The organism is Mesorhizobium caraganae (assembly GCF_016836705.1).
Taxonomy (GTDB): Bacteria; Pseudomonadota; Alphaproteobacteria; order Rhizobiales; family Rhizobiaceae; genus Mesorhizobium; species Mesorhizobium caraganae.
Window position 1 is genome coordinate 1,508,398 of record NZ_JAFCGY010000001.1, and the last position, 21,894, is coordinate 1,530,291.

30 protein-coding genes are annotated in these 21,894 nt (G+C 57.9%); 5 read left to right on the forward strand and 25 right to left on the reverse strand.

The genetic code is table 11. From position 1 onward, the window contains the following. Window positions 1–9: 9 nt before the first annotated feature. Window positions 10–1,026, reverse strand: coding sequence for a Y4kA family protein (locus JQK88_RS07300; protein ID WP_203277873.1), 1,017 nt, complete (start codon window positions 1,024–1,026; stop codon window positions 10–12). Window positions 1,027–1,340: 314 nt separating this feature from the next. Here JQK88_RS07300 and JQK88_RS07305 point away from each other — a divergent pair, with 314 nt between their 5' ends. Together JQK88_RS07305 and JQK88_RS07310 are read left to right on the forward strand one after the other, a co-directional pair. Continuing rightward, entirely contained in the window at window positions 1,341–1,934 is a 594-nt protein-coding gene (locus JQK88_RS07305) for a recombinase family protein (protein WP_203277874.1), read from the forward strand. 141 nt (window positions 1,935–2,075) lie between these two features. Further along, entirely contained in the window at window positions 2,076–2,600 is a 525-nt protein-coding gene (locus tag JQK88_RS07310; RefSeq protein ID WP_203277875.1) for a hypothetical protein, read from the forward strand. Window positions 2,601–2,639: 39 nt separating this feature from the next. Here the strand turns inward: JQK88_RS07310 and JQK88_RS07315 are convergent, their stop codons facing one another. The 8 genes from JQK88_RS07315 to JQK88_RS07345 all read right to left on the reverse strand — a co-directional run bounded on the left by JQK88_RS07315 (window position 2,640) and on the right by JQK88_RS07345 (window position 8,418). After that, the gene (locus tag JQK88_RS07315; protein ID WP_203277876.1) at window positions 2,640–3,458 is read right to left on the reverse strand and encodes a hypothetical protein; all 819 of its coding nucleotides are present in this window, start codon (window positions 3,456–3,458) and stop codon (window positions 2,640–2,642) included. Beyond that, entirely contained in the window at window positions 3,401–3,769 is a 369-nt protein-coding gene (locus tag JQK88_RS37765; protein ID WP_446669871.1) for a sunset domain-containing protein, read from the reverse strand. The genes JQK88_RS07315 and JQK88_RS37765 overlap by 58 nt, the downstream gene beginning before the upstream one ends. Window positions 3,770–3,921: 152 nt before the next feature. Beyond that, window positions 3,922–4,785 carry a hypothetical protein gene (locus JQK88_RS07320; RefSeq protein ID WP_203277877.1) on the reverse strand — a complete coding sequence of 288 codons (864 nt, stop codon included), beginning with the start codon at window positions 4,783–4,785 and terminating at the stop codon, window positions 3,922–3,924. 237 nt (window positions 4,786–5,022) lie between these two features. Then, window positions 5,023–5,436 (reverse strand): very short patch repair endonuclease, encoded by a 414-nt coding sequence (locus JQK88_RS07325; RefSeq protein WP_203277878.1) that lies wholly within the window; start codon window positions 5,434–5,436, stop codon window positions 5,023–5,025. Continuing rightward, window positions 5,433–6,206 (reverse strand): GIY-YIG nuclease family protein, encoded by a 774-nt coding sequence (locus JQK88_RS07330; protein ID WP_203277879.1) that lies wholly within the window; start codon window positions 6,204–6,206, stop codon window positions 5,433–5,435. Before JQK88_RS07330 ends, JQK88_RS07325 begins: the two co-directional genes overlap by 4 nt. A 3-nt stretch (window positions 6,207–6,209) precedes the next feature. Then, window positions 6,210–7,361: a DNA cytosine methyltransferase gene (locus JQK88_RS07335; RefSeq protein ID WP_210388256.1), complete on the reverse strand. Its 1,152-nt coding sequence runs from the start codon at window positions 7,359–7,361 to the stop codon at window positions 6,210–6,212. Window positions 7,362–7,587: 226 nt separating this feature from the next. After that, window positions 7,588–7,782: a hypothetical protein gene (locus JQK88_RS07340; protein WP_203277881.1), complete on the reverse strand. Its 195-nt coding sequence runs from the start codon at window positions 7,780–7,782 to the stop codon at window positions 7,588–7,590. 105 nt (window positions 7,783–7,887) lie between these two features. Beyond that, on the reverse strand, window positions 7,888–8,418 hold the full coding sequence (locus tag JQK88_RS07345; protein ID WP_203277882.1) for a hypothetical protein: 531 nt from the start codon (window positions 8,416–8,418) through the stop codon (window positions 7,888–7,890). Window positions 8,419–8,591: 173 nt separating this feature from the next. Here JQK88_RS07345 and JQK88_RS07350 point away from each other — a divergent pair, with 173 nt between their 5' ends. Further along, window positions 8,592–8,858, forward strand: a complete 267-nt coding sequence (locus JQK88_RS07350) for a helix-turn-helix domain-containing protein (RefSeq protein ID WP_203277883.1) — start codon at window positions 8,592–8,594, stop codon at window positions 8,856–8,858. A 44-nt stretch (window positions 8,859–8,902) separates the two neighbouring features. On the opposite strand, the gene JQK88_RS07355 is transcribed toward JQK88_RS07350, so the two are convergent. From JQK88_RS07355 to JQK88_RS07410, 12 genes are all read right to left on the reverse strand, one after another. Beyond that, window positions 8,903–9,268 carry a DUF3768 domain-containing protein gene (locus JQK88_RS07355; protein ID WP_203277884.1) on the reverse strand — a complete coding sequence of 122 codons (366 nt, stop codon included), beginning with the start codon at window positions 9,266–9,268 and terminating at the stop codon, window positions 8,903–8,905. A 74-nt stretch (window positions 9,269–9,342) separates the two neighbouring features. Then, window positions 9,343–9,945, reverse strand: coding sequence for a hypothetical protein (locus JQK88_RS07360; protein WP_203277885.1), 603 nt, complete (start codon window positions 9,943–9,945; stop codon window positions 9,343–9,345). 281 nt (window positions 9,946–10,226) lie between these two features. Then, window positions 10,227–10,982, reverse strand: coding sequence for a hypothetical protein (locus JQK88_RS07365; RefSeq protein WP_203277886.1), 756 nt, complete (start codon window positions 10,980–10,982; stop codon window positions 10,227–10,229). After that, window positions 10,983–11,417 (reverse strand): hypothetical protein, encoded by a 435-nt coding sequence (locus JQK88_RS07370; protein ID WP_203277887.1) that lies wholly within the window; start codon window positions 11,415–11,417, stop codon window positions 10,983–10,985. A gap of 101 nt (window positions 11,418–11,518) precedes the next feature. After that, window positions 11,519–12,028 carry a hypothetical protein gene (locus tag JQK88_RS07375; protein WP_203277888.1) on the reverse strand — a complete coding sequence of 170 codons (510 nt, stop codon included), beginning with the start codon at window positions 12,026–12,028 and terminating at the stop codon, window positions 11,519–11,521. Between the two features lie 73 nt (window positions 12,029–12,101). Continuing rightward, complete coding sequence (locus tag JQK88_RS07380; RefSeq protein WP_203277889.1) at window positions 12,102–12,458, reverse strand: hypothetical protein; 357 nt, start codon at window positions 12,456–12,458, stop codon at window positions 12,102–12,104. Window positions 12,459–12,588: 130 nt separating this feature from the next. Next, on the reverse strand, window positions 12,589–13,152 hold the full coding sequence (locus tag JQK88_RS07385) for a hypothetical protein (RefSeq protein ID WP_210388220.1): 564 nt from the start codon (window positions 13,150–13,152) through the stop codon (window positions 12,589–12,591). 338 nt (window positions 13,153–13,490) lie between these two features. Further along, complete coding sequence (locus JQK88_RS07390) at window positions 13,491–14,243, reverse strand: hypothetical protein (protein WP_203277891.1); 753 nt, start codon at window positions 14,241–14,243, stop codon at window positions 13,491–13,493. Window positions 14,244–14,338: 95 nt separating this feature from the next. Continuing rightward, window positions 14,339–14,788 carry a hypothetical protein gene (locus JQK88_RS07395; RefSeq protein ID WP_203277892.1) on the reverse strand — a complete coding sequence of 150 codons (450 nt, stop codon included), beginning with the start codon at window positions 14,786–14,788 and terminating at the stop codon, window positions 14,339–14,341. A 466-nt stretch (window positions 14,789–15,254) separates the two neighbouring features. Continuing rightward, window positions 15,255–16,241 carry a hypothetical protein gene (locus JQK88_RS07400; protein ID WP_203277893.1) on the reverse strand — a complete coding sequence of 329 codons (987 nt, stop codon included), beginning with the start codon at window positions 16,239–16,241 and terminating at the stop codon, window positions 15,255–15,257. Between the two features lie 372 nt (window positions 16,242–16,613). Continuing rightward, window positions 16,614–17,213: an SOS response-associated peptidase gene (locus JQK88_RS07405; RefSeq protein WP_203277894.1), complete on the reverse strand. Its 600-nt coding sequence runs from the start codon at window positions 17,211–17,213 to the stop codon at window positions 16,614–16,616. Between the two features lie 72 nt (window positions 17,214–17,285). Then, window positions 17,286–17,543 (reverse strand): DUF982 domain-containing protein, encoded by a 258-nt coding sequence (locus JQK88_RS07410; RefSeq protein WP_112561894.1) that lies wholly within the window; start codon window positions 17,541–17,543, stop codon window positions 17,286–17,288. Between the two features lie 189 nt (window positions 17,544–17,732). Between JQK88_RS07410 and JQK88_RS07415 the strand changes: the two genes are divergently transcribed. Further along, window positions 17,733–18,191 carry a hypothetical protein gene (locus tag JQK88_RS07415; RefSeq protein WP_203277895.1) on the forward strand — a complete coding sequence of 153 codons (459 nt, stop codon included), beginning with the start codon at window positions 17,733–17,735 and terminating at the stop codon, window positions 18,189–18,191. 78 nt (window positions 18,192–18,269) lie between these two features. Here the strand turns inward: JQK88_RS07415 and JQK88_RS07420 are convergent, their stop codons facing one another. Together JQK88_RS07420 and JQK88_RS37125 are read right to left on the reverse strand one after the other, a co-directional pair. After that, the gene (locus JQK88_RS07420) at window positions 18,270–18,479 is read right to left on the reverse strand and encodes a DUF768 domain-containing protein (protein WP_192252188.1); all 210 of its coding nucleotides are present in this window, start codon (window positions 18,477–18,479) and stop codon (window positions 18,270–18,272) included. Window positions 18,480–18,485: 6 nt separating this feature from the next. Then, the gene (locus JQK88_RS37125) at window positions 18,486–18,647 is read right to left on the reverse strand and encodes a hypothetical protein (protein WP_312037244.1); all 162 of its coding nucleotides are present in this window, start codon (window positions 18,645–18,647) and stop codon (window positions 18,486–18,488) included. A gap of 119 nt (window positions 18,648–18,766) precedes the next feature. On the opposite strand from JQK88_RS37125, the gene JQK88_RS07430 reads away from it, so the two are divergent. Beyond that, window positions 18,767–19,531 carry a pseudouridine synthase gene (locus tag JQK88_RS07430; RefSeq protein ID WP_192252185.1) on the forward strand — a complete coding sequence of 255 codons (765 nt, stop codon included), beginning with the start codon at window positions 18,767–18,769 and terminating at the stop codon, window positions 19,529–19,531. A 177-nt stretch (window positions 19,532–19,708) separates the two neighbouring features. On the opposite strand, the gene JQK88_RS07435 is transcribed toward JQK88_RS07430, so the two are convergent. Then, the gene (locus JQK88_RS07435) at window positions 19,709–20,290 is read right to left on the reverse strand and encodes a histidine phosphatase family protein (RefSeq protein ID WP_203277896.1); all 582 of its coding nucleotides are present in this window, start codon (window positions 20,288–20,290) and stop codon (window positions 19,709–19,711) included. Between the two features lie 144 nt (window positions 20,291–20,434). Next, complete coding sequence (locus JQK88_RS07440; protein WP_246749744.1) at window positions 20,435–21,769, reverse strand: dicarboxylate/amino acid:cation symporter; 1,335 nt, start codon at window positions 21,767–21,769, stop codon at window positions 20,435–20,437. Window positions 21,770–21,894: the final 125 nt, after the last annotated feature.

Below are 21,894 nucleotides of genomic sequence, written 5' to 3' on the forward strand. Positions count from 1 at the left end.
CGGATTTCGTTACTGAACAAACACTGCGGTGCGCTGTTCGAAATTCCGCTGCTCGGTCCTATCGAGATTGCTATCAGCCTGCTTTCTAGCGGCCGCTGCAGACTTGGGGTCAATCAACCTGCCGAACTCATCAAAGACAGGTTGCCCAGTCTTGTCCGGTGGAAGAGACAAGTCGATGATAATCGTATGCTTGTCCGTACGGTAATTGTCGGCCTTCAGGCCCAAGCTGATGACATCCCAGCCCGGATTGAGAGGTGAATACGTAGAAGTAGGGTCTAGATTGCCTGACACCTTGGTTGTCAGCGTTATCGTATCGGTCATATTAGGCTGCTTCCAGCTCCCGGCCTTCGGATCTGAGCCGAGATTTCCTTCGATAGTCTGCCCAATGAAATCATGAACAAGCGACTCAATCCTTAGCATCCCCGTGCTCGGGTAGAGGTAATGTTCTTTGGTCGTGAACGATTTGTCTGGGAGCTTGGAGTTCTTGTCGAACTTATTGAAGTTGTGACAGAAATTCTCTGTCATCCCGATCACAAGGCTGTTGAATGTGTCGTAGACTCGGTAGTGGCGACTAACCTCGCGGGTTCGATCATTGCCCACATCAAAGCCAAGGTTGTGCTTTCTGGGCTTAAAATCACCAAGCACGGTTCCTGAGAATCCGAGTGTATTGTTTTCCGTCCCATCAAGCGTGAAGTCATAGCTAACCATCGTCACACCGAGGCCAGCCAGCGTCTTGCTTAGGTCCTCATGACCTTTCCATTTAAATTTTTCCCAAGAAAGCCCATGAAAGAGCGTCCGGTCGGCGTCAAAAGCAGCGGCAGCCACCGAGCCCACTTTGCCGTCGTAGGAAACGTTGTCGTCGTCACTCGTCAGCATCCCGATTAGTTGCTGCTGAAGAGCATAGCGGGTTTCGCAACGGATCTGGGTCGCGATGTCGCGGCTGCTATAGCCCATAATATCATCGGGAAGAGGGTAAATTGAGCAGCCCGCGAGCAAGACGATAGGAATAGGTAGCAGGCTCCGCATTCAGTCCTCCAATGGTTTAATATCCGCTTAGGACGCACGGATACGCGGACGTAGATCGTCAACGACGTTCGACGAAACTAGATGGGGACAGAGCCACTACTGGAATCGTTTTCTATACCTGATGCATGCATGCGAGAATGGCATCGCGCGGATTTCCACAACTTGCTAAAGTACGCTGGAAACGGACATCGACTACGATCTCGACTTATGGCTGTCGCGATTGCACCGCAATGAACTCAGCGCCTCAATCCAGCTTGACACCGACTATTTGTGACAGGGTAGCGTCGAACCCTCAAACCTTGAGGTGACAGGTTATGGCTCGCATTGGTTACGCTCGCGTCAGCACCACTGACCAAGACCTAGAAACGCAGCTAGCTAAGTTGAAAGTTGAGGGGTGCGAGGTCATCCGATCGGAGAAGGTGTCGGGCGGCAGCCGTGACGGCCGCGCCGAACTGGCAACGGTTTTGGATTTCCTTCGGCCCGGCGATGAACTGGTAGTGACGCGCCTCGACCGGCTCGGCCGCGACACCCGCGATGTGCTTAACCTCATCTACGAATGCGAACAGAAGAGCGCCTTTGTGACGGTGCTCGACCCACACGTTTCGACACGCGGCGAGATGGGCCATATCGTGCTAACTGTGCTGGGCATGGTCGCTCAGATGGAGCGCCGTTTCATTAAGGAACGGCAGCGGGACGGCATCGAGCAGGCCAAGCGAGGCGGGGTCTATAAGGGTGGCAAGCAGAGGCTTGATCGCGGTCGGGTTCTTCAACTGAGTGCAGACGGAAGCGGTCCTTCCGAAATTGCGAGGGTAGTCGGCTGCTCGAGAATGCAGGTCTATCGGATCCTTCAAGGCAGCGAAGCTAGCAGTTCCCCCCGGACCACTCGAGCATCTCTAGCAAACGACTAACTGGAGACATTTAGCGGCATCGGGAGAATGTAGCCCACCCAGCTGGCACTCCATCTATCTGGCCAATGCTTACTCCGATAAGCTCTTGCTGGCGCGTTGTAGCCAACGTATTGGTATGAAGTTCTAATATAGTGCTTGCGAATGGATACCGAAACGACCACCATTTCTGCTTTCAGCAACGATCAGTGGCTTCATGCCATCACGGCCGTAAACGCGTGGCGTGGACGTTGCCTCGATTTATTTGCGAGGAGCGAGGTGGCCGTTAGCGAGACGCTTCTCGTGATGGCGAACACGACGAGGGACGGCGCTATAGCGAAGCTACCCCATTTGGTTGGACATCGTTTCGAGGAATTGGCGACTTTGATTGGGACCACCGGGGCCTTCGGCTCGGAGGGGAAAGCATGCGCGGCAGCGCTGTCGGCCTTCCGTCCACACGAGGGCTTGCGCGCCTCGCTGGCCCACGGGGTCGGCAAAGTTGTGCTTGACCAACAAGGGAACTGGTTGCTCGTGCTGCGTACGCTTACGTTCCGATCAAAACAGCCGGAGCGCACAGCCGTAGTCATCGAACAGAATGAGGCCCATGAAATAGCTAAGTCGCTCCAGACTGCGGGGCAGCGCCTCGTTTCGGAGCTGGCGAACCTGCGACACGCCCTAGGCTCGATCTGAATGTTCGGGCGGGCAGTGGGTGCTATCACCGGGTTGGCGCTAACAGCCATCCAGTGCTCGGATTGAAGAAATGAGGTTCTTGCCGTTTCTTCGGACTGTCTGGACGACTGAACGACCAAGACAAGTTTCCGATTTGCGCTCGAACGCATAGCGGGCCAGAAAGCGGCCTCCGGTTTGTGCTTCAAGGCTAACGAGTTGCAACGGCTTCGCGAGGTTGCTGTAGAACGCGCCTATGGCTGCCGCAGAAAGCGGACCGCGATTGCGTTTCTCTGGAATGACGTATTGGGCGGCCTGATCACCGTTGCCGTTCCCAAGAGCGTAGTAGAACGCCCTCACGGTTGTAGCCGCGGTTCCGTACTCTTCGGTAATGTCGTCGGCGGGAGAGACCTCGATTGCGCTCGCCAGCAGAGGGGCATGATGGTGTCCCGTGATAGCTGCTGCCTGACCGGCCAATCGGACCTCGACGTCCTTCCCCACGAGAGAACGCAGCAATGGCTCGGTGGCGGTTGTCGCCGCGAGCTGCACGGTTAAGACCGCCTCGGTTTCGTTCGCGAACTCGTCACCGGTTAGGCAAATTGGTGAGGCAAGACGGAGTATGTAGGCTGGCTCTGGCTCGTCTCCCTTTGTCACATCTTCGAAATTGGGAGAGCCCGGGAATATCTTGTAGAGAAGTTGGCCGGACAGATACTCCGGTTGTCCTTTGGAGATGTCGTAGCACTGGCTCGCCTCCAAACGTGCCGACAGAACGGATAACACGAATACAATCGCAATTAGCGAGCCGACCCGTTTTCCCACTGACTTCATACCTTCGCCTTTCGCCAACCAGCCCACCACGCTTCCCATTCGGAGCAGAACCATCTCTCGCCTCTCGCTGAGTTGATGCGTGTCGCCGAGTAATATTCTTGACCGGGCAGGTGATAGATATGCTCGCCGCGATCATTGATGTTCCCCTTGATGTCACAGCCCACCCTGCGCACGGCGACGGAGGTCGTTGATGTGCCGGGATAATGAACATTTGGAAGCATGTGCCGGGTTTCTGTCGCGACGTACGCGAAGGACGTCGTGCCGAGCAGCGCCAGAGAAATCGGAAGGCGAGCGCGGAGAAGCGAACGCCACCAAGGCCGCCTTCGCCGTCTGACCCATGGCAGATCGGAATTGCCCATGTCCATTTTCCCGAAAGGAAGAATGCGTTGATCTGGGCGAAAAGTCTAGAAGTCGGCGCGGAGCTACTCTCGCGCTGGCGCTTTCTTGGAAGGTGGGTTGGCGGCGCCTTGCAGTTGAGTGCGCCTGCGGGAACTGTCCTGATGGTGGTTCTGGCGGGCTAACTCGCGTAGCTCATGCCGTAGAAAACGTAACGTTCAATGGCGACTAGCGACTCCGTACTCGAGTCGGCTGGAATATTGCCGCTGAAAATGACCTCACCGGCTGTGGCGAGGGTTCTTTCGATCCCGTTTGCCCGGTAAATTACACAATAGAAAATTCGTATGAAGTTAAATGGTTTTTCTGGATCGATGATTTCTTCGGAGTACGCCCAAAGCTCGCGATCCTTGCCGTGGAAAATGAGCTTGTGATCGTTTTCCCAATCTGGCTGAAGGCTACATTCCTCAGCATACTTTCTAACTCCAACGACACTCTCCATCGGAAGTCTGGACAGGAGCATTTGGGTCTTCAATTCGGCTTGAAAGGCGGGACTGTCTCCTATGTTTTCTGCCTTAGCTTTGAAGTACACCTGCACAGATCCATCGCTTATAGCTGCGCTTATTTCAGGGCGTCGAAGACTAAGCCACGGCCTCTGCTCAGCGGCAAAAAGCTCTTTAGCATCCCTGTTGGCCTCCATGGATGCGTTGGAGGCATTGATCGCGGCCTCGGTGGCAGCTCTATTGAGTTCGAGCGTGTCGCGAACAAGTCTCACGGCCCAGATGCTAACGCCGAAACTGGCGATTGCGGAAATGGCTGCAATCCACTGTGCATAAGTATCTGTAGGGCTAGTGTAGGTTTCCCATATGCTTGGCCTAACGACTGGATTGTCTTTCCCGTTCTCGTCGTTTTTTTCGTGTTGATATCGTTCTTGCTGGTAGGTCGGATTGCGAAATCCGGGAAAAGCCCAAACTAGGAACAGGAAAGCCAGAGCGACCCCAGCGAAAAGCCCAACCGCGAATACTGCGCTTTTTTTGCTCTTACGCATTAAAGAAGGAGTCCGCCACCAAATTCCCGTTGCGGCGTTTATCTCCTACAATGGCATGAGGAGCAACAATGACCAGCACCCTTGGGAGCTGTTTGCTCAGCTCAATCGTATTCAGCTCGGTGGCCTGAACAGCCTGAGGTGCAGTCGTACCCCTCAAACGTCTGCTGCGTCATGGAGGACAAACCCCAAGCCCCAGCTATTCACGACGCAAGACCAAAGCAGTCAAGGCGTAGACCATTATTCAGTTAGGAAGGCCTGGAGTTTTGCTGTCAATTCCACCCGTCCGGCGGGAGTGGTTTCGCATTCCCAAACGACCACTATGTTCCAGCCAAGCTCGCGGAGAGCCTCATCGTTGGCAAGATCGCGGGCGCGATTGCCTTGGAGCTTTGGTATCCAAAAGTCTTTCCGCGTTTTGGGAACTCGCGCGCGGCCGCATGACTCGTCGGGATGCTGATGCCAAAAGCATCCACGAACCTCGACAATTTTCCGATGGCTTGGCAGAACGATGTCAGGTTTACCCGGTAGATCGGTTCGATGGAGCCTATATCGATATCCCATCGCATGAATTATGCGTCGGACAATCATTTCAGGTCTGGTGTTTTTACTCCGAACCAGCGCCATCTGCGCACTGCGGGCGGGATCGACCGTCATGGATCCTTGAACAAAGCCTCTACCTGTCCGGGGTAGATCGCATCGTCCCTCTCCGGGTATAAAATCACGCGGTTCGGAAGCACAGTTGCTCTCCAGCCGTCCGGCAATGCGCCAAGGAAAAGCTTCAGAGCCAGTCTTGTTGTCATTCTGCCTTCTGGAACTGTAACCATCCTGTCTCGCATTAGGTGATGACCGCGGGACCAATGTTCACCAGCGGTATCATACCGGAAGATATATGGCAGACCATCCTTCAAAGCCAACATGGCAGAGAGAAGAGGCTGCGCCCCGGGTTTCAAAAATGGAACTTCTTGATCGATATCGACCGGGAATTCCAGGTCGTAGACGGCGGGGTCTTGGCCCTCTCTCCGCCTCCCCGGATCGTTTGAACCAAAGCCCGAGTAGTTCCAGACCGGACGTGCCCCGCGATGTCTGGTGTATTCCTCGATGAGCATCGCTTCCAAGTCAAAGTTCGAAAAGACGAAGATCCGGACCGCCTTGAACCGCACATCGACCGGATCGAGATTGCGCCGATGTTGAACGAAATTCAGATGTCGGATAAGTCGGTTTCGAAACCCGGCCTTGGAATCAGTCTTTCCAATGTAGACGAGCGCATCGCGCAAATAGAGAAGATATGCCCCTTGCGCGCCGTCCGGAATTTGCGCCCTCACGTTTTCTTCTGTGAGCGCCGACGCGGCCATATCGTCGAAGTACTTAGGAAGTTCGGCCCGCAGAACTGCCGGGATGTTGAGTTCAAACTCCGAGTACCCCATGGGCTAAGCCGCGTGTCGCTGTGGCTTGCTGGCGCGCTCTAGAATCCCCATAAGATGGCGACCGAACGACTCTGCTAATTGCACTGGGGCTGCGTTCCCCAGCTGCCGCATGTTTTCGCTCCACGACCCGACGAAGTGGTAGTCGTCAGGCAAACCTTGCAGCCGCGCGGCCTCCCGGACACTGAAATAACGAACGCTACCGTCTGGGAGGGCGAGCGTATTCTCTCCGCCTGGAACCCCGTGGACGCCTGCCTTCAGAGCCTTGCTTGGCTCATCGGCCGGACTGCCGGTGTGTCCGGGGTAAGAGCGAGCACCTAGCTGCGGGGTATGGTTCTCGAAGTCCGATTTACCTGAAGGGTTGCCGAGCCCAGCTAATGCATCGCGCACCGTTCGCCACGGCAAACCCTGCGGCTTGTCTTTGCTCCTGCGCATTTGCTCAACCGTCCGCACATCTGCTGATGAAGGACCCTTTTCGGGTTTCCTGATGCCATGCCGCTTCCAGTACTCTCCAGATATCCACTGGTCCCATAGGAGGCGCTCGCGAGAATGGGTTGACTTCGGCGGTTCAACCGATTGGACGATGTCGCGACGAACACCCAAGAAAAGCACCCTGTGCCGCTTCTGCGCAGCGCCATAGTCGGCTGCATTTACCTTCACAACGGCCACTTCATACGCGCCCGCCAGTTCAGCGCGTCGAAGCCTCGTAAGGTGCTTCCCGCGGTCTTCGAGTGGCAGCTGCTCAAGCTCCGGATTAGTGAGGGAGAGGCGAATCCAATCAAGGTGCTCGGAAAACTTGGGTCGCAGTAAGCCCCGGACGTTTTCGAAAAGGAATGCTTTCGGCTCAATATCTCGAACAGCTCGGACGGCCTCCGGCCACATGTCGCGGGAGTCTTCCTCGCCCTTGTGTAGTCCGCCGATTGAGAAAGGCTGGCACGGCGGCCCTCCGGCCACGAACTCCGCTTTCCCCTTGAACGAGCGCCAGTTCACCGCGCGCACGTCGTTCGAGTGCATTTGCCAATGGCTAATGTGCTCTATGCCGCGCCGAACGTTGTGATCAACGTTAGCTACGGAGTGCCGGTCCCGCTCGACAAGCAGCATATGCTCGAACCCAGCCCGGGCAAGACCCAAGGCAAGTCCGCCGCATCCTGAAAACATCTCAACGCTACGCACAGAATCTCCCCTATGGATGCGAAGAGTCGTCAGGTCGTTAGGAATCGCAATCGCGCTGATTCGTTTCCCACAGTTGAATCCTACCTTGGGGTGAAATTCAAGAACAATTAGTGAACGATTGCAATATCGGCGCGCCGTTCCGGTGATATGTTAGGGGCGCGCTTTTAGCCTCTGTTCGAACTAAGTTCTTGGCGGCGGCGCTCGGTGCGCATTAGGCTTTCTTCCGCTTGAGCAAGGTCACCAGCACAGTCCGCATTGACGAATGCTCATCGCTATCAAGCTCGACGATCCAATCATCGTTGTGCTTGTGCCAACTGAAGTTCGCATTTCGCAATGCCTGTCGATACGCCTTCGGATCAACACCAACGGACCTAGCCATATCGGCGGCATTTGTCAGCTTGGCCACGACGACGCCTCCCATGCTTTCCGCCAAGCATATAGGAGGTCGGGCCGATGGGAAATGCATTGCATTCCGGCAATTTTCAAACTGACCCACTACCGATCGAACTGCTCATTCGCCTTGCTCGGAGCATTGAATATCGACACCTCCGATAAACGCCTTATTGAGCTTGTCCCAATCGGCGAAGGAGACCTTCGTGTTGTTGAAGTCGAAGACCGCAAAACGTTCGTGCGGCCGATTGCTCATGACCGAGATGAACATGGATATTCCGGCTGCTGCTAATTCGGGGGGTTGTCCTACTGCACTTGCTTGCACGTAGGCCATCATGACATTGACGACTGAATTCACCCCGGTACCATTCTCCTCAATGGTAGCCTTGCCCTTTGGACCGGGTTGCGCCCGAGTGCCGTTGACGTAGAGATTGCCGTCTGCATCGGCAGCAAATTGCCACGCCTCTTCATCATCCCGGCCGTTGGTGGACGGAACGCCCAAAATCTGGCTGCCCCGAAACCAACATTCCATGGCGTAGGACATATTTGACTGCTGGCTCAGATAGTCCTCTGCGCTCTGGGCATAGGCCGAGACTCCCAGCATGGGCATGGTGGCAGTTAGTGCTATCAACCCGCGCAGAATCATTTTCATTTTGCCGCTCCATCCGATGTTTTAATTCGGCCTGCACGACGGCTTCTCCATGCAATGAATGCCGTAGCGGCGCCTCGAAACCGGTTTGCTTCGAACCCGAAGCAGTTCCCCACCGAATAGGGGACTGTCAGTCCGTCGATTGTCAAGCCGTTTATATTGCTTCCTTGCCCACAATGAATGTGCGCAAAATCATTGGTTGGAATCTCCGCAAGCTCCGGGCAGAGCAAGGTTTGTCGCAAGAGCGGCTGGGCTTGGCGGCGGAGATCGATCGATCCTATGTTGGCCGCATTGAGCGAGGCTCCGAGAACGTCACAATTGATACGTTGGATGCCTTGGCAGCGGTCCTTGGGGTGCCCGCCGCGACTCTTTTGACCGAGCCTCCCAAAGGGGCACGGCAACCTATGCCCCTGTCGTCCGGTAGAAAGCCGAAGTCGGCGTAATGGGACGGGCGGCTGCGCCCCTGCGCCCCGTGCAGGATAGAACATCAATACTCCTCCGGCAGCATGACGGTCATGACCCGGATAGTGACGGCCGGGTCGGAGGCGTCAGGCGACAGGTTCGCCAGAGCGAGGTCATAGTAGTCTATTTTGAAGAACAACTGCCGGTCGCTGACGTACAGCAGAGCGCAGTCGTGCTGGCCCCATGGATCGTTGTTCTCGTCGAATGCGTCGAAGGCGGCGATGGCCAGCAGGATGGCGCCGATCTCGTGCGCAGGCAGTGCGGCGACACCGGCGGTCATCACCATGCGCCCACCAGCACCCGTCTGGCGAAGTTGATCGTTGAGGGCTCGAATGCGCGCGGTTCGATCGGCCGCCGACTGCCGACCGACGCGCTCTGTTGAGCATGTCATGGGTGGTTCCTTCGAATGGATGTTTGATTGAGGGGGTACCGGGCCAGGACGAACCCGGCCCGTTGCAAGCCCGCCTATTTCTTCGCCAGCTGGCGAGGGTGGATCAGGCCGAGCTGGTAGTAGCTGCGGTCGATTTGCGGAGCGTCTGGATAGTCCCTGAACTTTAGGGTGAAGATACCCTTGGCTTTGGCCTTCATGATCCGAGCCTCGAAATATCCCTCGTCGGGACCTTCCGACGCCAGCACCATGTCGCCGACCGCCAGCCTTGCCCAAAGGTCGCCACTGGCACCGCCACCACCGTCGGCCCCGCCATGGCCCGTGACGGCCTCAGGCGAGCCCGCTGAGGCGTTTTCGGGGCTGTCGGCGGCCTTGTCGTCGCCCGACCCGCTGTCGCGCTCGTCAGCGACGCCCGCAAGGGCTGCGATGCGGGTATAAAGCTCACCTTTGACGAACGGCACGAAGGCCTTGCCGCTATCGAACAGCTTGCCAGCCGGAAGGCGCATGACGATCTCGGGTGCTTCGCCGGGCTCAACGCGATGCGAATGCATCCCCATCAGCCTCGCTGCGCTCTCAGCCGCTTCGACCTCGGGTAGCAGGAACACCGACGCGTGAGGCTTGCGGGAGTCATCCCTTCCAAACACGATCAACGAGCGGGTGGTTTCGGAGGCGACATTCATTGTCTTGCCTCCTGATACAACAAAGGGGCCAGAAGGCCCCTTGCGGTGTGATTTGAGTGGTGCCGACATGGCGTGTCGGGTCGATCTGTCAAAGGCATGTTAGTGCTCCTGTTACGGTATGGCCTAACCGCGTCAGGCGACGCAGCTCGCCACAACCAGCTTATCAGGATTATTTTCCTATGTCAACCGGAGGTTGTTGGCTCTGCGGCCAGAGTTGGTTGAGTTGCGCGCACCGTTGAGAGCGTCTGGCTTTGAGATGGCAATGCCGGTTGAGCTAGCAACTACCGCCCCCAGTCGTGCGCGCCCCCACCGCTGGTGAGCCAAATGCCATCCCCCATATAGACAGGCTCGCCCATGCCTCCGAAGAAGGAATAGAGATCATCTTCATCATCGGCTTCGCGGATGTTGCGTGGCCGGGCTGGAAGTGTCTTTGTAGACCGCAACGGGACCAGCAAATCCTCCAGCCCGGGATCATCGCGCAGGAACGCTTCGGCGAAGGCGGCTATCCGCATGAAGACGTTCTGCTCGCTACCACCGAGGCCCTGTTCGAAAAAGGGAGATCTCAATCTGCTTATCCGAAGCAACGAGTCACGCTTCATTTCTTCGTCCGGAAGGCCCGGTAGAAGCTGCACGTCGACACCGTTCTTGCGCATCAATATCAGCCCGGTGCGTCTCTCGTTGGTGGCGGTAAACGCTACCCTGTAGGCCTTGTTGGCGGGCCGCCGCCGTATCCATCCGATCCCAGTGAGGTGTATCGCGAGATCAATAGGGCGCGTCATACCGCGGACGCTCAAGGACTCTCCTCGCGGAAGAACAATGCCGTCCCTCGTAGAGGTCGCCTCTCGTCCAAGGCATTCGATCGTGTTGCGGCAGTTCCAGTTCAGATAATTGAGATCGGCGACGCGAGCCCATTTCAGCGTGCCTTCCTTCATCCGCACCACCACATCGTCGCCGATACCTATATCAGTTCGGTAGCAGTTGACTGGATACACTTGGCCTTTGCTGTCGAAGGCGACGTGAGCAATGATATAGCCCATTCACTTACCGCCTAGGCCATAGCGATAGAACAGCATCGCAACCGCCGCGGCGGACACCACAGTCGACAATGACAAAAATTGATACGCGACGGCTATCTTCTCGCCGCATGTCGCAATTCCGCAGGTCGTCTCCACCCGCTCGTAGAGCGCGCCCAGCGCTGATTGCAGTAGCCAAAGAGCTAAAAAGAAAATGCCCGTCGCAATGATGGACGCCCAATTGATCCTGCCTGACATATAACCCCCTTTGACATGCCTTCCAGGGCCTTTCAGAATAGGCTTTGCTGGGCTTTTCTCAGCTTCAGTGAGTTCGTCGAGCCGTACCACGCCCAGCAACTGCCAGACATGTGGCCGCTCGCCCACCGCCAATGCCATCACCTTCGCCGGATACTTGACGCTGAGTGTCTCGTCCAGCCTGCTTTTTGCGGCGGAGCACATCACTTCTCAGGAAGGTCTCATCCAGGCCCATCCATGACATTAGGAAAGCCTTGCTGGTGTCGTCGCGGCACAACCAATAATGGGGTGGTCGGAGGCGACCTTCATCGTCTTGCCTCGTCGATATTTGAACCCCGGCCCTGCCTGCGCATCCGCCGCTCAAGCCGTGTGCCGATGAGCATATGGTGTGTCGCGCTCAACGCGACACGAGCCTGTATGAGAACACCGTCGCTTGAAACGTCATCCGACGCAGTCAGGTTTAGGCGAGCGATGTCGGCGAGACGCAGCACGGCCTCGTGCAGCTCGATCGGCTCCTCATTCGCGAGGAGGCGATGCATGAACTCCGCCAACAAGGTCGGGAGTCGTTCGTTGCACAAAAATGACCCGGCTGGTCGCGCCATGGCGGCAAGCGCGTCGCGCAGGTACTCTCCTGAATCGGCAGGTGGCGGCAAGAAACCCACCTTGTGCAGGTGGGCGATTTCCGATTCCAACAGGGCTTGAATGCTGCCGGATGTGTCGATCAAAGGAGCGGCGTTGATCGCTTGTTCGACAACCCAGTCGAGCAGCGTATCGGGATCGGTGATGATGTCGATCCTGAACATGTTGCGGTCCATGGACAACTCCTCCATCGTGACGGATCGCACTGAGTTGCGGCGTAACGTCCTCCGACTTCCGGTCGCCGGATGCCTACGCTTTTGATGCCCGGCGGCGACGCTGTTCCTCCACACGCTCTAGGTGCTCGTCATAGCGATGGTGAAAGTCGTCGTCGGCGAGCGAATCCATGATGTGCTCGGCATGAGCGGTCGGCATGAGGACCTCGAAGGTCATGCGGAAAACGGTTGATGGCTCTTCAGGGTTTGGGGCGGAAAAGCTCGGGCGCACATCTGTGAACCGATGACCGTCGCGCAAGACTTTCAGGCACCAGTCGCGGACGTCGATCGCTTTCTGCTCGACAAATTTCTTCGCGAAGTCGGCCTCGGAAACGTACTGGTCGGGTTGCCGCTTAGACGCGCTTGCGGCTTGCTTTCTGTTCGACTTCGACATGGTGTTCTTCCTTCTCGATGATGGTGATGACCTGCTGGTCGCGGTTTGAGTCCGCGATCAGGTGGAACACGTCGCTTTACCGGTCGCTCTTCGGGGTTCTGCGGATGTTGCTGCCGAGGGCTTAGGGTCCCTAGCTTCGTTGCGCCAACTCCGACCTGCTGCGTGGCAGGATCAAAACTTCGTCGTAGCCGACGCGAGGGCTCTTCATGCCCTTGAGAGCGTAGTCCGTGACGAACCAGCCGTTATGGGTGATCGGCTCTGCCTCTATGCGGAACAGGCGCTTGTCGTTGCCGGTGTATTGGACCTGACACTCATGGAAATGGCCCCCCAGCGTCTCTTTCATACGCGACCACGGGGGGACCGCCGCGATGGCATGGAGGTGCCGTCCATCGTTCACCTTGGCGTCTCGTAGGTGACCCTTTTCCGCCTTGGCTACGGGGAAGTCTGGTGAGCAAACCCATAGTGGCAAACTGTCTGTTGGAACGTGGCGAGGTTTGCGCTCGATGCGGGTGAGCACCATTGCGTAGACGCGTTCAAGCTCATCACGCATCTGCCACGCAACGTTCGCCGGTGAGCCGCGCAGGTGGTTGAAGGTGAAAGTTAGGAAGGTGGGTTGCCAACCTTGGCGAACACGTTCTCTGAACATGTAGCCGTACCCGGCGATCAGGTGCTCCATCGGTGTGCTCATCAGCATAAGGTCTCGTTGGATTGGTGTGTTGTGTGGTGGTTGGCGTGATGAACAGTGCCCTCGGCAGCGCTGCTGCACATGCACCGTGGTTTCATGTCCTCATCGGCCATAGGTACCCATATGCAGGCTCTCCGAACCGGCATCTGGCATTGTGAGGAGCAGCACTTCCTGCGTGGCGAGTCCGACGCATTTCGTGCTGCTCGATGTGTTGAAATTGGCATCCCGGCTGACCGGAACATGCTGCTTTACGCAATGCATCTAGTGTTGCGATTTGTCGCTGCAGGTTGCCCTGAGAGAGATGAATGGTGACCGGCGCGCCCCGACATCGGCGGCCACCATCATTCCTAGCTGTGACGCGGCTTCAACTTCACGAATCTCTGCACACGGATCTCAGTCATAGCGCCCAGTTCTTCGATGGTGCCGATCAGTTTGACCTTGCAGGGAACAGCCAAGCTGGTCAGGGCACGGACATTGTCGGGAAAAACCGCCTTCAGAAAACAAGAGACGGCGGTCTGGTCGGGCAAGCCCGACGTAGGCTTCGCACTGACGCTTTTGGCCTCTGTCCTGACGGAATCTTGCCCCTTACGCTTGGACCGATTGATGCCTCGATATCCGCCGCGCTGTTCAAGAGTCTTCGCTATTCGACTTGGCGGAATGCCCTCTTCAAGCAAAACTTTTACCGCCCGCCACCGTTCACTTGCCTGCTTGGATTCCGACGAGCCGCGGTACCTGCGCAGCATGAACCGCACGGCCTCAGGTCGGTGTTTTGGTTTTGGTCTGCCCTTCTTCACCTCGCCGGTCCAGAAAGGCAGGGTGATGAATTCCTGCCAAGCCTTCTCGTCCCTTGCGAGCTCCTGTCCCTTGGCAACGATTGCGGCTACCGCCTCGTAGTCAAGCTGAACAGTGGCTTCCTCCATGCCTCCTACCATGTCACCTTGGTCTGCAGCGAATTGTTCAAATTCCTCGGCTTTCCGGCGAGCAGCTTCATTCTTCGGTCTGCCCGAAGAATCGCCCCTCGATTCGCGGGCTGCCTTTCTTCTCAAGACAGCATGGTTCTCTGAAGTTTTGCCAAAAGTTCTTCTCTTGCGTATCGTCATGGGAGCACCTTTTTGTTGGCGGTAGAACGGATCGTGAGTAAGGGAACCGGCGACCGTGCGATCGCCGGTTGATTGAGTTTCGGGGTGTCGGGGCACTAGCCGATCGTTACGTCGATCCGGGTATTGAACTGCTTATTGAACTCGCTGGAGCTCTTGACGATGGTCTTGCCGTCGTGGCTCTGCATGGAGATCAGGTTGGTGAGCTCAAGGTCCCGCAAAAGGAGAGTCAGCACGTCGGACAACTGCATGACCTTGCGGCCATTTTCCAAAATAAAACCGGCGATTCTGAAGTAAAACTCACAAAAAGCCCAATTATAGCGGACGACGCCGATCGGTTGAAAATCGTCTTCCGGGATCAATGCAAGATCCTCGATATACGCTGTTATGCTAGTCTCGATCTCAAACGGCTGGCCCTCCTCGAGCCGCCAGCGCATGGTGTCCATTACATTCGACGCCGTCGTGGTGACCCAGTGAGTGTCTTGATCTTCTTGTAGCTTGCCCAAGAAAAATTCCATCATCTGGGGCACCTTCTTGATCGTCTTCATTTCCTGTTCCTTCAAATTTTGGCAGCAAGCAGCTGCTCAGCCCTGAGGAGGGTTGAGGCTGAAAGTCGCTGCTCTGGGTTTAGGGATGCCCGGGTAACAACAGCCGGACGTTATCGGTCAGACCCACGCTACTGGCAAAAGTCTGTTATTTGACTGTGGATGTCGGTGGGCTCGCCAAGCCGTCGTACGAGGCCCTAGGCGCAACAGAGAATGATATCCTCCGGAGCGCATGTGCCAACCACGGTGGCGCTATAGGGATCGGCCTGCAGGCCAGAATGTCTCCAACTGGACCAATCCCGATCGGCGAAACTTCTAAATTTTCAGTGCATTGTTCATGGGGCCTCCATTTACTTGCGGCTCACTATCGAGCTGGCACCATGAAACTTAAAAAGATCCCGAGCGACCGGGTACTGGCGAGGCTTCCCACTCCAGCTTAACCACCTGATTTAAGATATTAAATCGATGTTCAGGCAACCGTGCGCGGGCGAGAAAGCGCTTCCGTTAACTTGCTGCTCAGCTTCAGCCTAGGGAGTTCGCGAGGTAAGAGCTGCGGGGGAAAATTAGGGGTCCAGATTGAGCTTAGGGCCCTGCGATCAAGCGACGAATGGAACTCCCGCACTGCCCATTTGCAGCCCCCGAGGTACTCGACAATTGCACGGCTCCGCTTCAGCAGGTCATCTATACTCTTGTGGAAATCTGGCTCCTCGGGATCGAGCGCAAGGTCGAGCGAAGGAAAATGGTACAATTCAGCATAATCGAAGGGCATAACCGAAGCGTTGCTTCTCCAAAAAGATCGAAATGTTTTCTCGCCCATTTCGAAGTCCCGTGAGAAGCCACAATTTTCGACGACATGGAACGCCTTTCCAATACTTGGTTCGATATTGCTCTCCTTAGCGTTCATAAAAAAGGAACAAATCTCTGCGTTTTTATCCCTCCTTGTATAATACTCGCTCTCGTATTCCATATATCGTGGAAATACCATGTTACCCAGAAAAAGATCGAAAATAACCGATAGGTCTAAGCTGCTCTCGATCGCGCCCTTTTCTTCCAGTGGAAGATCTTGAATACGGCTCACGCCGTACTTTTTGACTAGGTATCCACAGTGGAGCAAAAGCACATAGCCGGGGAGATTTCGGACCTCCCCCGGCCATCTAAGCCATGCCACCAACGCAAACAAAGCCGACTTGATCGCGCCCGTTTCAAAGTGACCCACGCCTGAAAGAATAGAGATTGACGTCTCGATCAGCGCTGTTCCGACGCTCGCCTCTGTCTGCACTTGGCTACGTTTGCGCTCGTCCAGCCAACGCTCCAGAGTCTTTCGGGGTATGGAGACCGATCGCGCCGCATCGGCGGCAGTCAGCCCAAACGCGATCTTGGATTCGTATGTCTTCAAGGCGGCCGTCTTTTCGGCTTCAGAATAGCGCTTTGCACGACCTGCCGACTCTGGGAGCATACCGGTATTTCCACTCCAGCAATCGATGGATTTTGCTTTCGAAAAGCGGACTGAGCAACTGACAAAGCAAGCTTGATATGAAATGCTTACGGAGCCCAACGACGCACGAAATTTTGCGCGTTCCACTCTGCGGCGGTACATCGCTTGGCAATCAGCGCCATTCGGTGTCTCGACTTTGCACCACGCGGGTGATACACAGCCGGTAACAACGGGACAGCCTCGCGTTGATTTTGCTAGGTTTTTTCTTCGCTCTGCCTTTTCCGCCTCTGGGCACCATCTCTTTCTCTGAAGAAATCAGGTGACTGACCTCTTGCCGACGGCTCCAGGCGGATCTCGGGACGCTGAATGTGCCGGTGCGCCCCCGCAACCGAACTATGAACTGCCGGCGCGCACGGTCTCCACACCCAGCGAGCCGGCCGGCAGCGGCTGTAGCAGTTCGGCTTCCGTTTTCGTCAGATCGAGCCAGGCGGACCAATTTTCCGGCTGAAGGACCACGACCTGCCGATTGTGATAGGGCGCGATATCCGGTCCAGGCTCGGTCGTCAGCATGGTGAAGGTTGGCGGCTTGTTGCCGACGGCTTCACGCCAAAGCCCCGCGATGGCCATGAACGGAGAGCCGTTGAGGGTGAAGCGATGCTTGGCCTTCGGATATTTGGTGCCGGTGAACTCGAAGAAGCCGGATGCCGGCACGAGACAGCGTTTGCTGCCCCCGAATTGCCGACCTTCGGAGCGGAAGTTGAACACCGGTCCGCCTTTCGGTCCGGCCGGTGGAAATCCGAACGTCATCGAAACCAGTTCAACAACGCCGGTGTCGCCGGCGGCGCGCATGATCGGGGCCGGATCATTGATGTGGATGTCGTCCGCCTGCGGCAGGTCAAGTTCGGTTTGGTGGGTGGGGATCTCGAGGGCCAACGACTCCAGCATCCGGCAATATTCAGCCCAGAGAATATGCTGTTCATAATCATTGCACATGGAAGGCTCCGGACCGGACTGCCAAGTCTACGTTACGGCAAACGAAGCGGCGATGAAAAGCAACGGGCCGCTCTAGGCATCGCGCTCAACCAGTATATCGGCCTCGATCGCCGCATTGACGAAGGCGGCGCGGGCATAGCGGGCCTCTTTCAGGCCTTCGAGTGCGCCAAGGCAAGCTTTGCGGGCCGCGACGTGATAGCGGCCCGTCTTCACCGGCCAGCGGTTGATGAGGATGTCGGCGGCCTGGGCGACACGCTCGACCTTGTAGATCGTGTTTCTGGACCTGCCGAGCGCGACGCGAACCGGCTCATCGAAATGCTGGTCTTGCATGCTTTCCCTCCCGAACGCGACCGCAAGTCAATTCGGGAGAGCCAGTTCGGTTCCACAGGCACGATTTGCCAGCACAAAAACCCCGCTTGCCGAAATCACTTTGCGCGCATGGGCCAGATCGCGGATTTGATTTGCTTGGTAATCCCCTCTTCATAGGGCAAACTGCCTGCCGGGGCTGCAGGAGGAGAAATGCGAGCACGCGCAGCTACGATCGGCGATCTCGAAAGTGTTTTTCGGGATTTGTCCACGCGTATGTCGGACGAGTATGCGGCCGCCGGCAAGGACAGCAAGGCCGCCTACGACAATCTGATGATGAATTTGAAGGAAGGCCGCGCTCACGCGCTGGTCGAGGACGACAAGACGGTGGCGATCATCGCCTGGCATGAGAACAGCGACGCCGCCGACACGCTGTTTGCCGCGCAGGAGGGTTTTTTCAGCGCCGCGACGGTCCGCTTCTGTCGTCGTCACATCCGCCATGTCCAGGCGCTCGCCGGCAACCTTCCCATTCACTCGCGCAGCTGGCTGCAGCGGGCCGACGTCGCCAAATGGTTCCGCGTCATCGGCTATGTCGAAAGCGGCCAGGAGAACGGCGCCACCGTGTTCGAACTGCCGCCAGCCCGGGCAGCGCAATCGATGCGTGCCGCATAGGGCTGCGCCCTCACAGAGGCAATCATAGAAAAGCCCACCGCCAAGAAGGCGATGGGCCGACATTCGCCTGCAGCGGGCTTAGATTTCGGGCTGATCGAGCGCCTCGTAAATCACCCGTTCCAGCGAACCGAAATCCTCTTCGATCTCGCTGACCTCAAGGCCTGAATGCCGAGCATCCAGGGCTGCCAGCGTGGTCAGGATTCGAGCTGTTGCCTTGTCGGCAGGCAGTTCACCCGGCAGGTGCTCATGTATCCAGCCTTGCATAAAATCAACGCCGCGCTCGCTCATCGGCTTCTATTCCCCCAAAATGACCCCGGAAGCGACGATCTGAGCCGTCACGCTGGTGAGCCTGCCTCGCTTCACGAGCGTCGGTTTTTCGTAGATTTTCTTCATACCAATGCCCTTCGCGACAGTTCGCTCGTCAGCAACAACGTCTTTCGCGAGGCCGCGTTCCATGGCCGGCGCTGAGGCCGACGCCCCTGAGTTGGAGAACTCGTCTTCTGTCGAGCATGTTGCGCCAACATCGCGCCGCGTGGCATCTGTCGCTGCCGCTCATTGTGATGCAGAACAGGATTATGGCGCAGCCGCCCAATATTAACCGACAATCGGCCCCGGGCACAGGCGTCAGCCTGAACCGGGCGCTTTCCAAGCTTGGTCTGTGTTCGCGCAAGCAGGCCGAGCTGCTGATCGCCGAGGGGCGCGTGCGGGTCGGCGGCAAGGTGGTGCGCGATCCGTCGCTTCGCGTCGATCTCAATCGTGACCGCATTGCCGTCGACGGCGCGCGCATCGCTGCCGAGGCAAAGGTCTATCTGATGATCAACAAGCCGCGCGGGCTGGTCACCACCCGCGAAGACCCGCAGGGGCGCGGCACCGTTTATGACTGCCTCACCGGGCTCGACCTGCCTTTCGTGTCGCCGGTCGGGCGCCTCGACAAGGCCAGCGAAGGCCTGTTGCTGATGACCAACGACACGCATTGGGCCAATGGCCTGCTCGATCCGGCGTCGCATGTCGCCAAGACCTATCACGTGCAGATCGGCGCCGCGCCCGACGAGGCGATGCTGGCGCGGTTTCGCGAAGGCGCTGATGTCGACGGGGAACTGCTGACCGCAAGCTCGATCGATCTGCTGCGCAGCGGAGGCCGTACTGCGTGGCTGGAAATCGTGCTCGACGAGGGCCGCAACCGCCAGATCCGCCGCCTGCTCGGCGCCTTCGATATCGAGGTGCTGAGGCTGATCAGGGTGGCGATCGGCGCCTTGCAGCTCGGCGAGCTCGCCAAGGGTAAGGCGCGGCATCTGACATCAGAGGAATTGGCGCTGCTTGCGACTGCGGGAGTGCGTTAGCCCCCTCACCCGGATTGCCAACCGAATTGCAAAGGCAATTCGGATAATCCGACCTCTCCCCGAGGGGAGAGGAGATCGCCGGCGTCGGTGCTCGCCTCTTCTCCCCAGCGGGGAGAAGGTGGCCGCGAAGCGGCCGGATGAGGGGGCCTCGCGCATCCGTCAGAAGTTCAGCCAGGACTATTTCTGGTTCCACTTGCGGATGACGGGCTCGGTCAGATCGTGCTCGTAGCCGAGGATGCTGATGCTGGCGGTGTCGAGTACGAAATGCGCGCCGCCCTCAGGCGGCAGGCCGAGCCAGCGTGCTGCCAGGACTCTGAGGAAATGCGAGCTCGAAAACACCAGCACGTTTCCCTCGATGGCGCGCATCCCGGCGATGATTGTGTCGGCTCGCGCCCCGACATCCGCGGCGGTCTCGCCGCCGGGACAGCCATCGCGAAACAATTGCCAGCCGGGACGCTTGGCCAGAATCTCTTTGGTCCTTACACCCTCATAGGCGCCATAGTCCCATTCCTGCAGATCGTCCTTCTTCACCGCAGCAGAACCGAAGCCGGCAAGCGTGCAGGTGTTGAAGGCGCGCTGCGACGGGCTCGACCATACCGCCTCAAAGGACAGGCCCTTGAGCCGGTCCGCGACGCCGCGGGCGGCGGCCTCGCCCGCCGCCGTCAACGGGATGTCGGTGCGGCCCGTGTGCTTTCCCGACGCGCTCCATTCGGTCTCTCCGTGACGGACGAGGTAGATTTCGGGATACGCGCTGCTCATTCACTCACCTTCGGCTTCGACCCGAGCGCACCCTAGCCGGGAACGCCCAGCCCGCACCAGCTGTGCCGCACTCCGGCTCCAAAACAAAAAGCCGCAGCCGGCGAACCGGCTGCGGCCTCATGTACGAACGTCAGCGTTCCGTATTCAGGCGGGCTGCAGATCGCCCGACAGGGCGAGGTCAGCTTCCTCGGACAATGTGCCGGCCATGGCGGCGGCGAACTTGGTCTGGTCGAGTTCACCTTCCCAGCGGGCCACGACGATGGTCGCCACCGCATTGCCGACGAAGTTGGTGAGCGCCCGGCATTCCGACATGAAGCGGTCGACGCCGAGGATCAGCGCCATGCCGGCGACCGGCACCGTGGGCACCACCGAGAGCGTCGCCGCGAGCGTAATGAAGCCGGCGCCGGTGATGCCGGCAGCACCCTTGGAGCTCAGCATGGCGACGAGCAGCAGCAGGATCTGGTCGCCATAGGTGAGCGGCGTGTCAGTCGCCTGGGCGATGAACAGGGCGGCCAGCGTCATGTAGATGTTGGTGCCGTCGAGGTTGAAGGAATAGCCGGTCGGGATGACCAGGCCGACCACCGAACGGGTGCAGCCGGCGCGCTCCATCTTGGCCATCAGGCCGGGAAGTGCCGCTTCGGACGACGAGGTGCCAAGCACCAAAAGCAGCTCTTCCTTGATGTAGCGGATCAGCGCCAGGATAGAGAAGCCGTTGTACCATGCGACAGCGCCAAGCACGACCAGCACGAAGAGCAGCGAGGTCAGGTAGAAGGTGCCGATCAGAAAGGCGAGGTTGGCGATCGCGCCGATGCCGTATTTGCCGACGGTGAAGGCCATGGCGCCGAAAGCGCCGACGGGGGCGGCCTTCATCAGGATAGCGACCAGGCGGAAGATCGGCGACGTCAGCGCCTGCAGGAAGTCGACGACCGGGCGGCCGCGCTCGCCGACCAGCGCGAGCGAAATGCCGAACAGCACCGAGAAGAACAGCACCTGCAGGATGTCGCCCTGCGCGAAGGCGCCGGTGATGGTGTCAGGGATGATGTTGAGCAGGAAGCCGACGATGGTCGTGTCATGCGCCTTCTCGGTGAAGGTCGCGACCTTCGAGAGATCGAGCGTCGCCGCATTGATGTGCATGCCGGCACCGGGCTGGACGACGTTGGAGACGACCAGGCCGACAACCAGCGCCAGGGTCGAGAAGACCAGGAAATAGATCATCGCCTTGCCGGCGACGCGGCCGACCTTTTTCAGGTCGGAAACGCCGGCAATGCCGGTGGTTACCGTCAGGAAGATGACCGGTGCGATCACCATCTTGACCAGCTTGATGAAGGCATCGCCGAGCGGCTTCAGCGAAGCACCGAGTTCGGGATAGAAGTGACCAAGCAGAACGCCGGCGGCAATCGCCGTCAGGACCTGCACGTAAAGATGCCGGTAGAAAGGTACCGTGCCGCGCGGTTCGGCGGCAGCGAATGCTGGCTGCATGACGTCCTCCATGGCGCCCCGATCGAAAGCTCGACCTCCCGGGGCAAGTTGTTTTGACCTCCAGCAGCCTCGCGACTGCTGAATGGATCATTGCAACTGCCATGCCAGACCGCGTGGCGAGGTCG

Bases quoted from the DNA above. Each gene is read 5' to 3' on its own strand.
- JQK88_RS07415 (WP_203277895.1), top strand. From the start codon at position 17,733: ATGCGAGCACGCGCAGCTACGATCGGCGATCTCGAAAGTGTTTTTCGG.
- JQK88_RS07390 (WP_203277891.1), bottom strand. From the start codon at position 14,243: ATGACGATACGCAAGAGAAGAACTTTTGGCAAAACTTCAGAGAACCAT.
- JQK88_RS07385 (WP_210388220.1), bottom strand. From the start codon at position 13,152: ATGCTGATGAGCACACCGATGGAGCACCTGATCGCCGGGTACGGCTAC.
- JQK88_RS07305 (WP_203277874.1), top strand. From the start codon at position 1,341: ATGGCTCGCATTGGTTACGCTCGCGTCAGCACCACTGACCAAGACCTA.
- JQK88_RS37765 (WP_446669871.1), bottom strand. From the start codon at position 3,769: ATGGACATGGGCAATTCCGATCTGCCATGGGTCAGACGGCGAAGGCGG.
- JQK88_RS07370 (WP_203277887.1), bottom strand. From the start codon at position 11,417: ATGTGCTCCGCCGCAAAAAGCAGGCTGGACGAGACACTCAGCGTCAAG.
- JQK88_RS07440 (WP_246749744.1), bottom strand. From the start codon at position 21,769: ATGCAGCCAGCATTCGCTGCCGCCGAACCGCGCGGCACGGTACCTTTC.
- JQK88_RS07310 (WP_203277875.1), top strand. From the start codon at position 2,076: ATGGATACCGAAACGACCACCATTTCTGCTTTCAGCAACGATCAGTGG.
- JQK88_RS07325 (WP_203277878.1), bottom strand. From the start codon at position 5,436: ATGACGGTCGATCCCGCCCGCAGTGCGCAGATGGCGCTGGTTCGGAGT.
- JQK88_RS07360 (WP_203277885.1), bottom strand. From the start codon at position 9,945: ATGAATGTCGCCTCCGAAACCACCCGCTCGTTGATCGTGTTTGGAAGG.
- JQK88_RS07365 (WP_203277886.1), bottom strand. From the start codon at position 10,982: ATGGGCTATATCATTGCTCACGTCGCCTTCGACAGCAAAGGCCAAGTG.
- JQK88_RS07405 (WP_203277894.1), bottom strand. From the start codon at position 17,213: ATGTGCAATGATTATGAACAGCATATTCTCTGGGCTGAATATTGCCGG.
- JQK88_RS07330 (WP_203277879.1), bottom strand. From the start codon at position 6,206: ATGGGGTACTCGGAGTTTGAACTCAACATCCCGGCAGTTCTGCGGGCC.
- JQK88_RS07420 (WP_192252188.1), bottom strand. From the start codon at position 18,479: ATGAGCGAGCGCGGCGTTGATTTTATGCAAGGCTGGATACATGAGCAC.
- JQK88_RS07350 (WP_203277883.1), top strand. From the start codon at position 8,592: ATGAATGTGCGCAAAATCATTGGTTGGAATCTCCGCAAGCTCCGGGCA.
- JQK88_RS07320 (WP_203277877.1), bottom strand. From the start codon at position 4,785: ATGCGTAAGAGCAAAAAAAGCGCAGTATTCGCGGTTGGGCTTTTCGCT.
- JQK88_RS37125 (WP_312037244.1), bottom strand. From the start codon at position 18,647: ATGGAACGCGGCCTCGCGAAAGACGTTGTTGCTGACGAGCGAACTGTC.
- JQK88_RS07435 (WP_203277896.1), bottom strand. From the start codon at position 20,290: ATGAGCAGCGCGTATCCCGAAATCTACCTCGTCCGTCACGGAGAGACC.
- JQK88_RS07380 (WP_203277889.1), bottom strand. From the start codon at position 12,458: ATGTCGAAGTCGAACAGAAAGCAAGCCGCAAGCGCGTCTAAGCGGCAA.
- JQK88_RS07400 (WP_203277893.1), bottom strand. From the start codon at position 16,241: ATGCTCCCAGAGTCGGCAGGTCGTGCAAAGCGCTATTCTGAAGCCGAA.
- JQK88_RS07335 (WP_210388256.1), bottom strand. From the start codon at position 7,361: ATGTTTTCAGGATGCGGCGGACTTGCCTTGGGTCTTGCCCGGGCTGGG.
- JQK88_RS07315 (WP_203277876.1), bottom strand. From the start codon at position 3,458: ATGGTTCTGCTCCGAATGGGAAGCGTGGTGGGCTGGTTGGCGAAAGGC.
- JQK88_RS07410 (WP_112561894.1), bottom strand. From the start codon at position 17,543: ATGCAAGACCAGCATTTCGATGAGCCGGTTCGCGTCGCGCTCGGCAGG.
- JQK88_RS07345 (WP_203277882.1), bottom strand. From the start codon at position 8,418: ATGAAAATGATTCTGCGCGGGTTGATAGCACTAACTGCCACCATGCCC.
- JQK88_RS07375 (WP_203277888.1), bottom strand. From the start codon at position 12,028: ATGGACCGCAACATGTTCAGGATCGACATCATCACCGATCCCGATACG.
- JQK88_RS07430 (WP_192252185.1), top strand. From the start codon at position 18,767: ATGGCGCAGCCGCCCAATATTAACCGACAATCGGCCCCGGGCACAGGC.
- JQK88_RS07395 (WP_203277892.1), bottom strand. From the start codon at position 14,788: ATGAAGACGATCAAGAAGGTGCCCCAGATGATGGAATTTTTCTTGGGC.
- JQK88_RS07300 (WP_203277873.1), bottom strand. From the start codon at position 1,026: ATGCGGAGCCTGCTACCTATTCCTATCGTCTTGCTCGCGGGCTGCTCA.
- JQK88_RS07355 (WP_203277884.1), bottom strand. From the start codon at position 9,268: ATGACATGCTCAACAGAGCGCGTCGGTCGGCAGTCGGCGGCCGATCGA.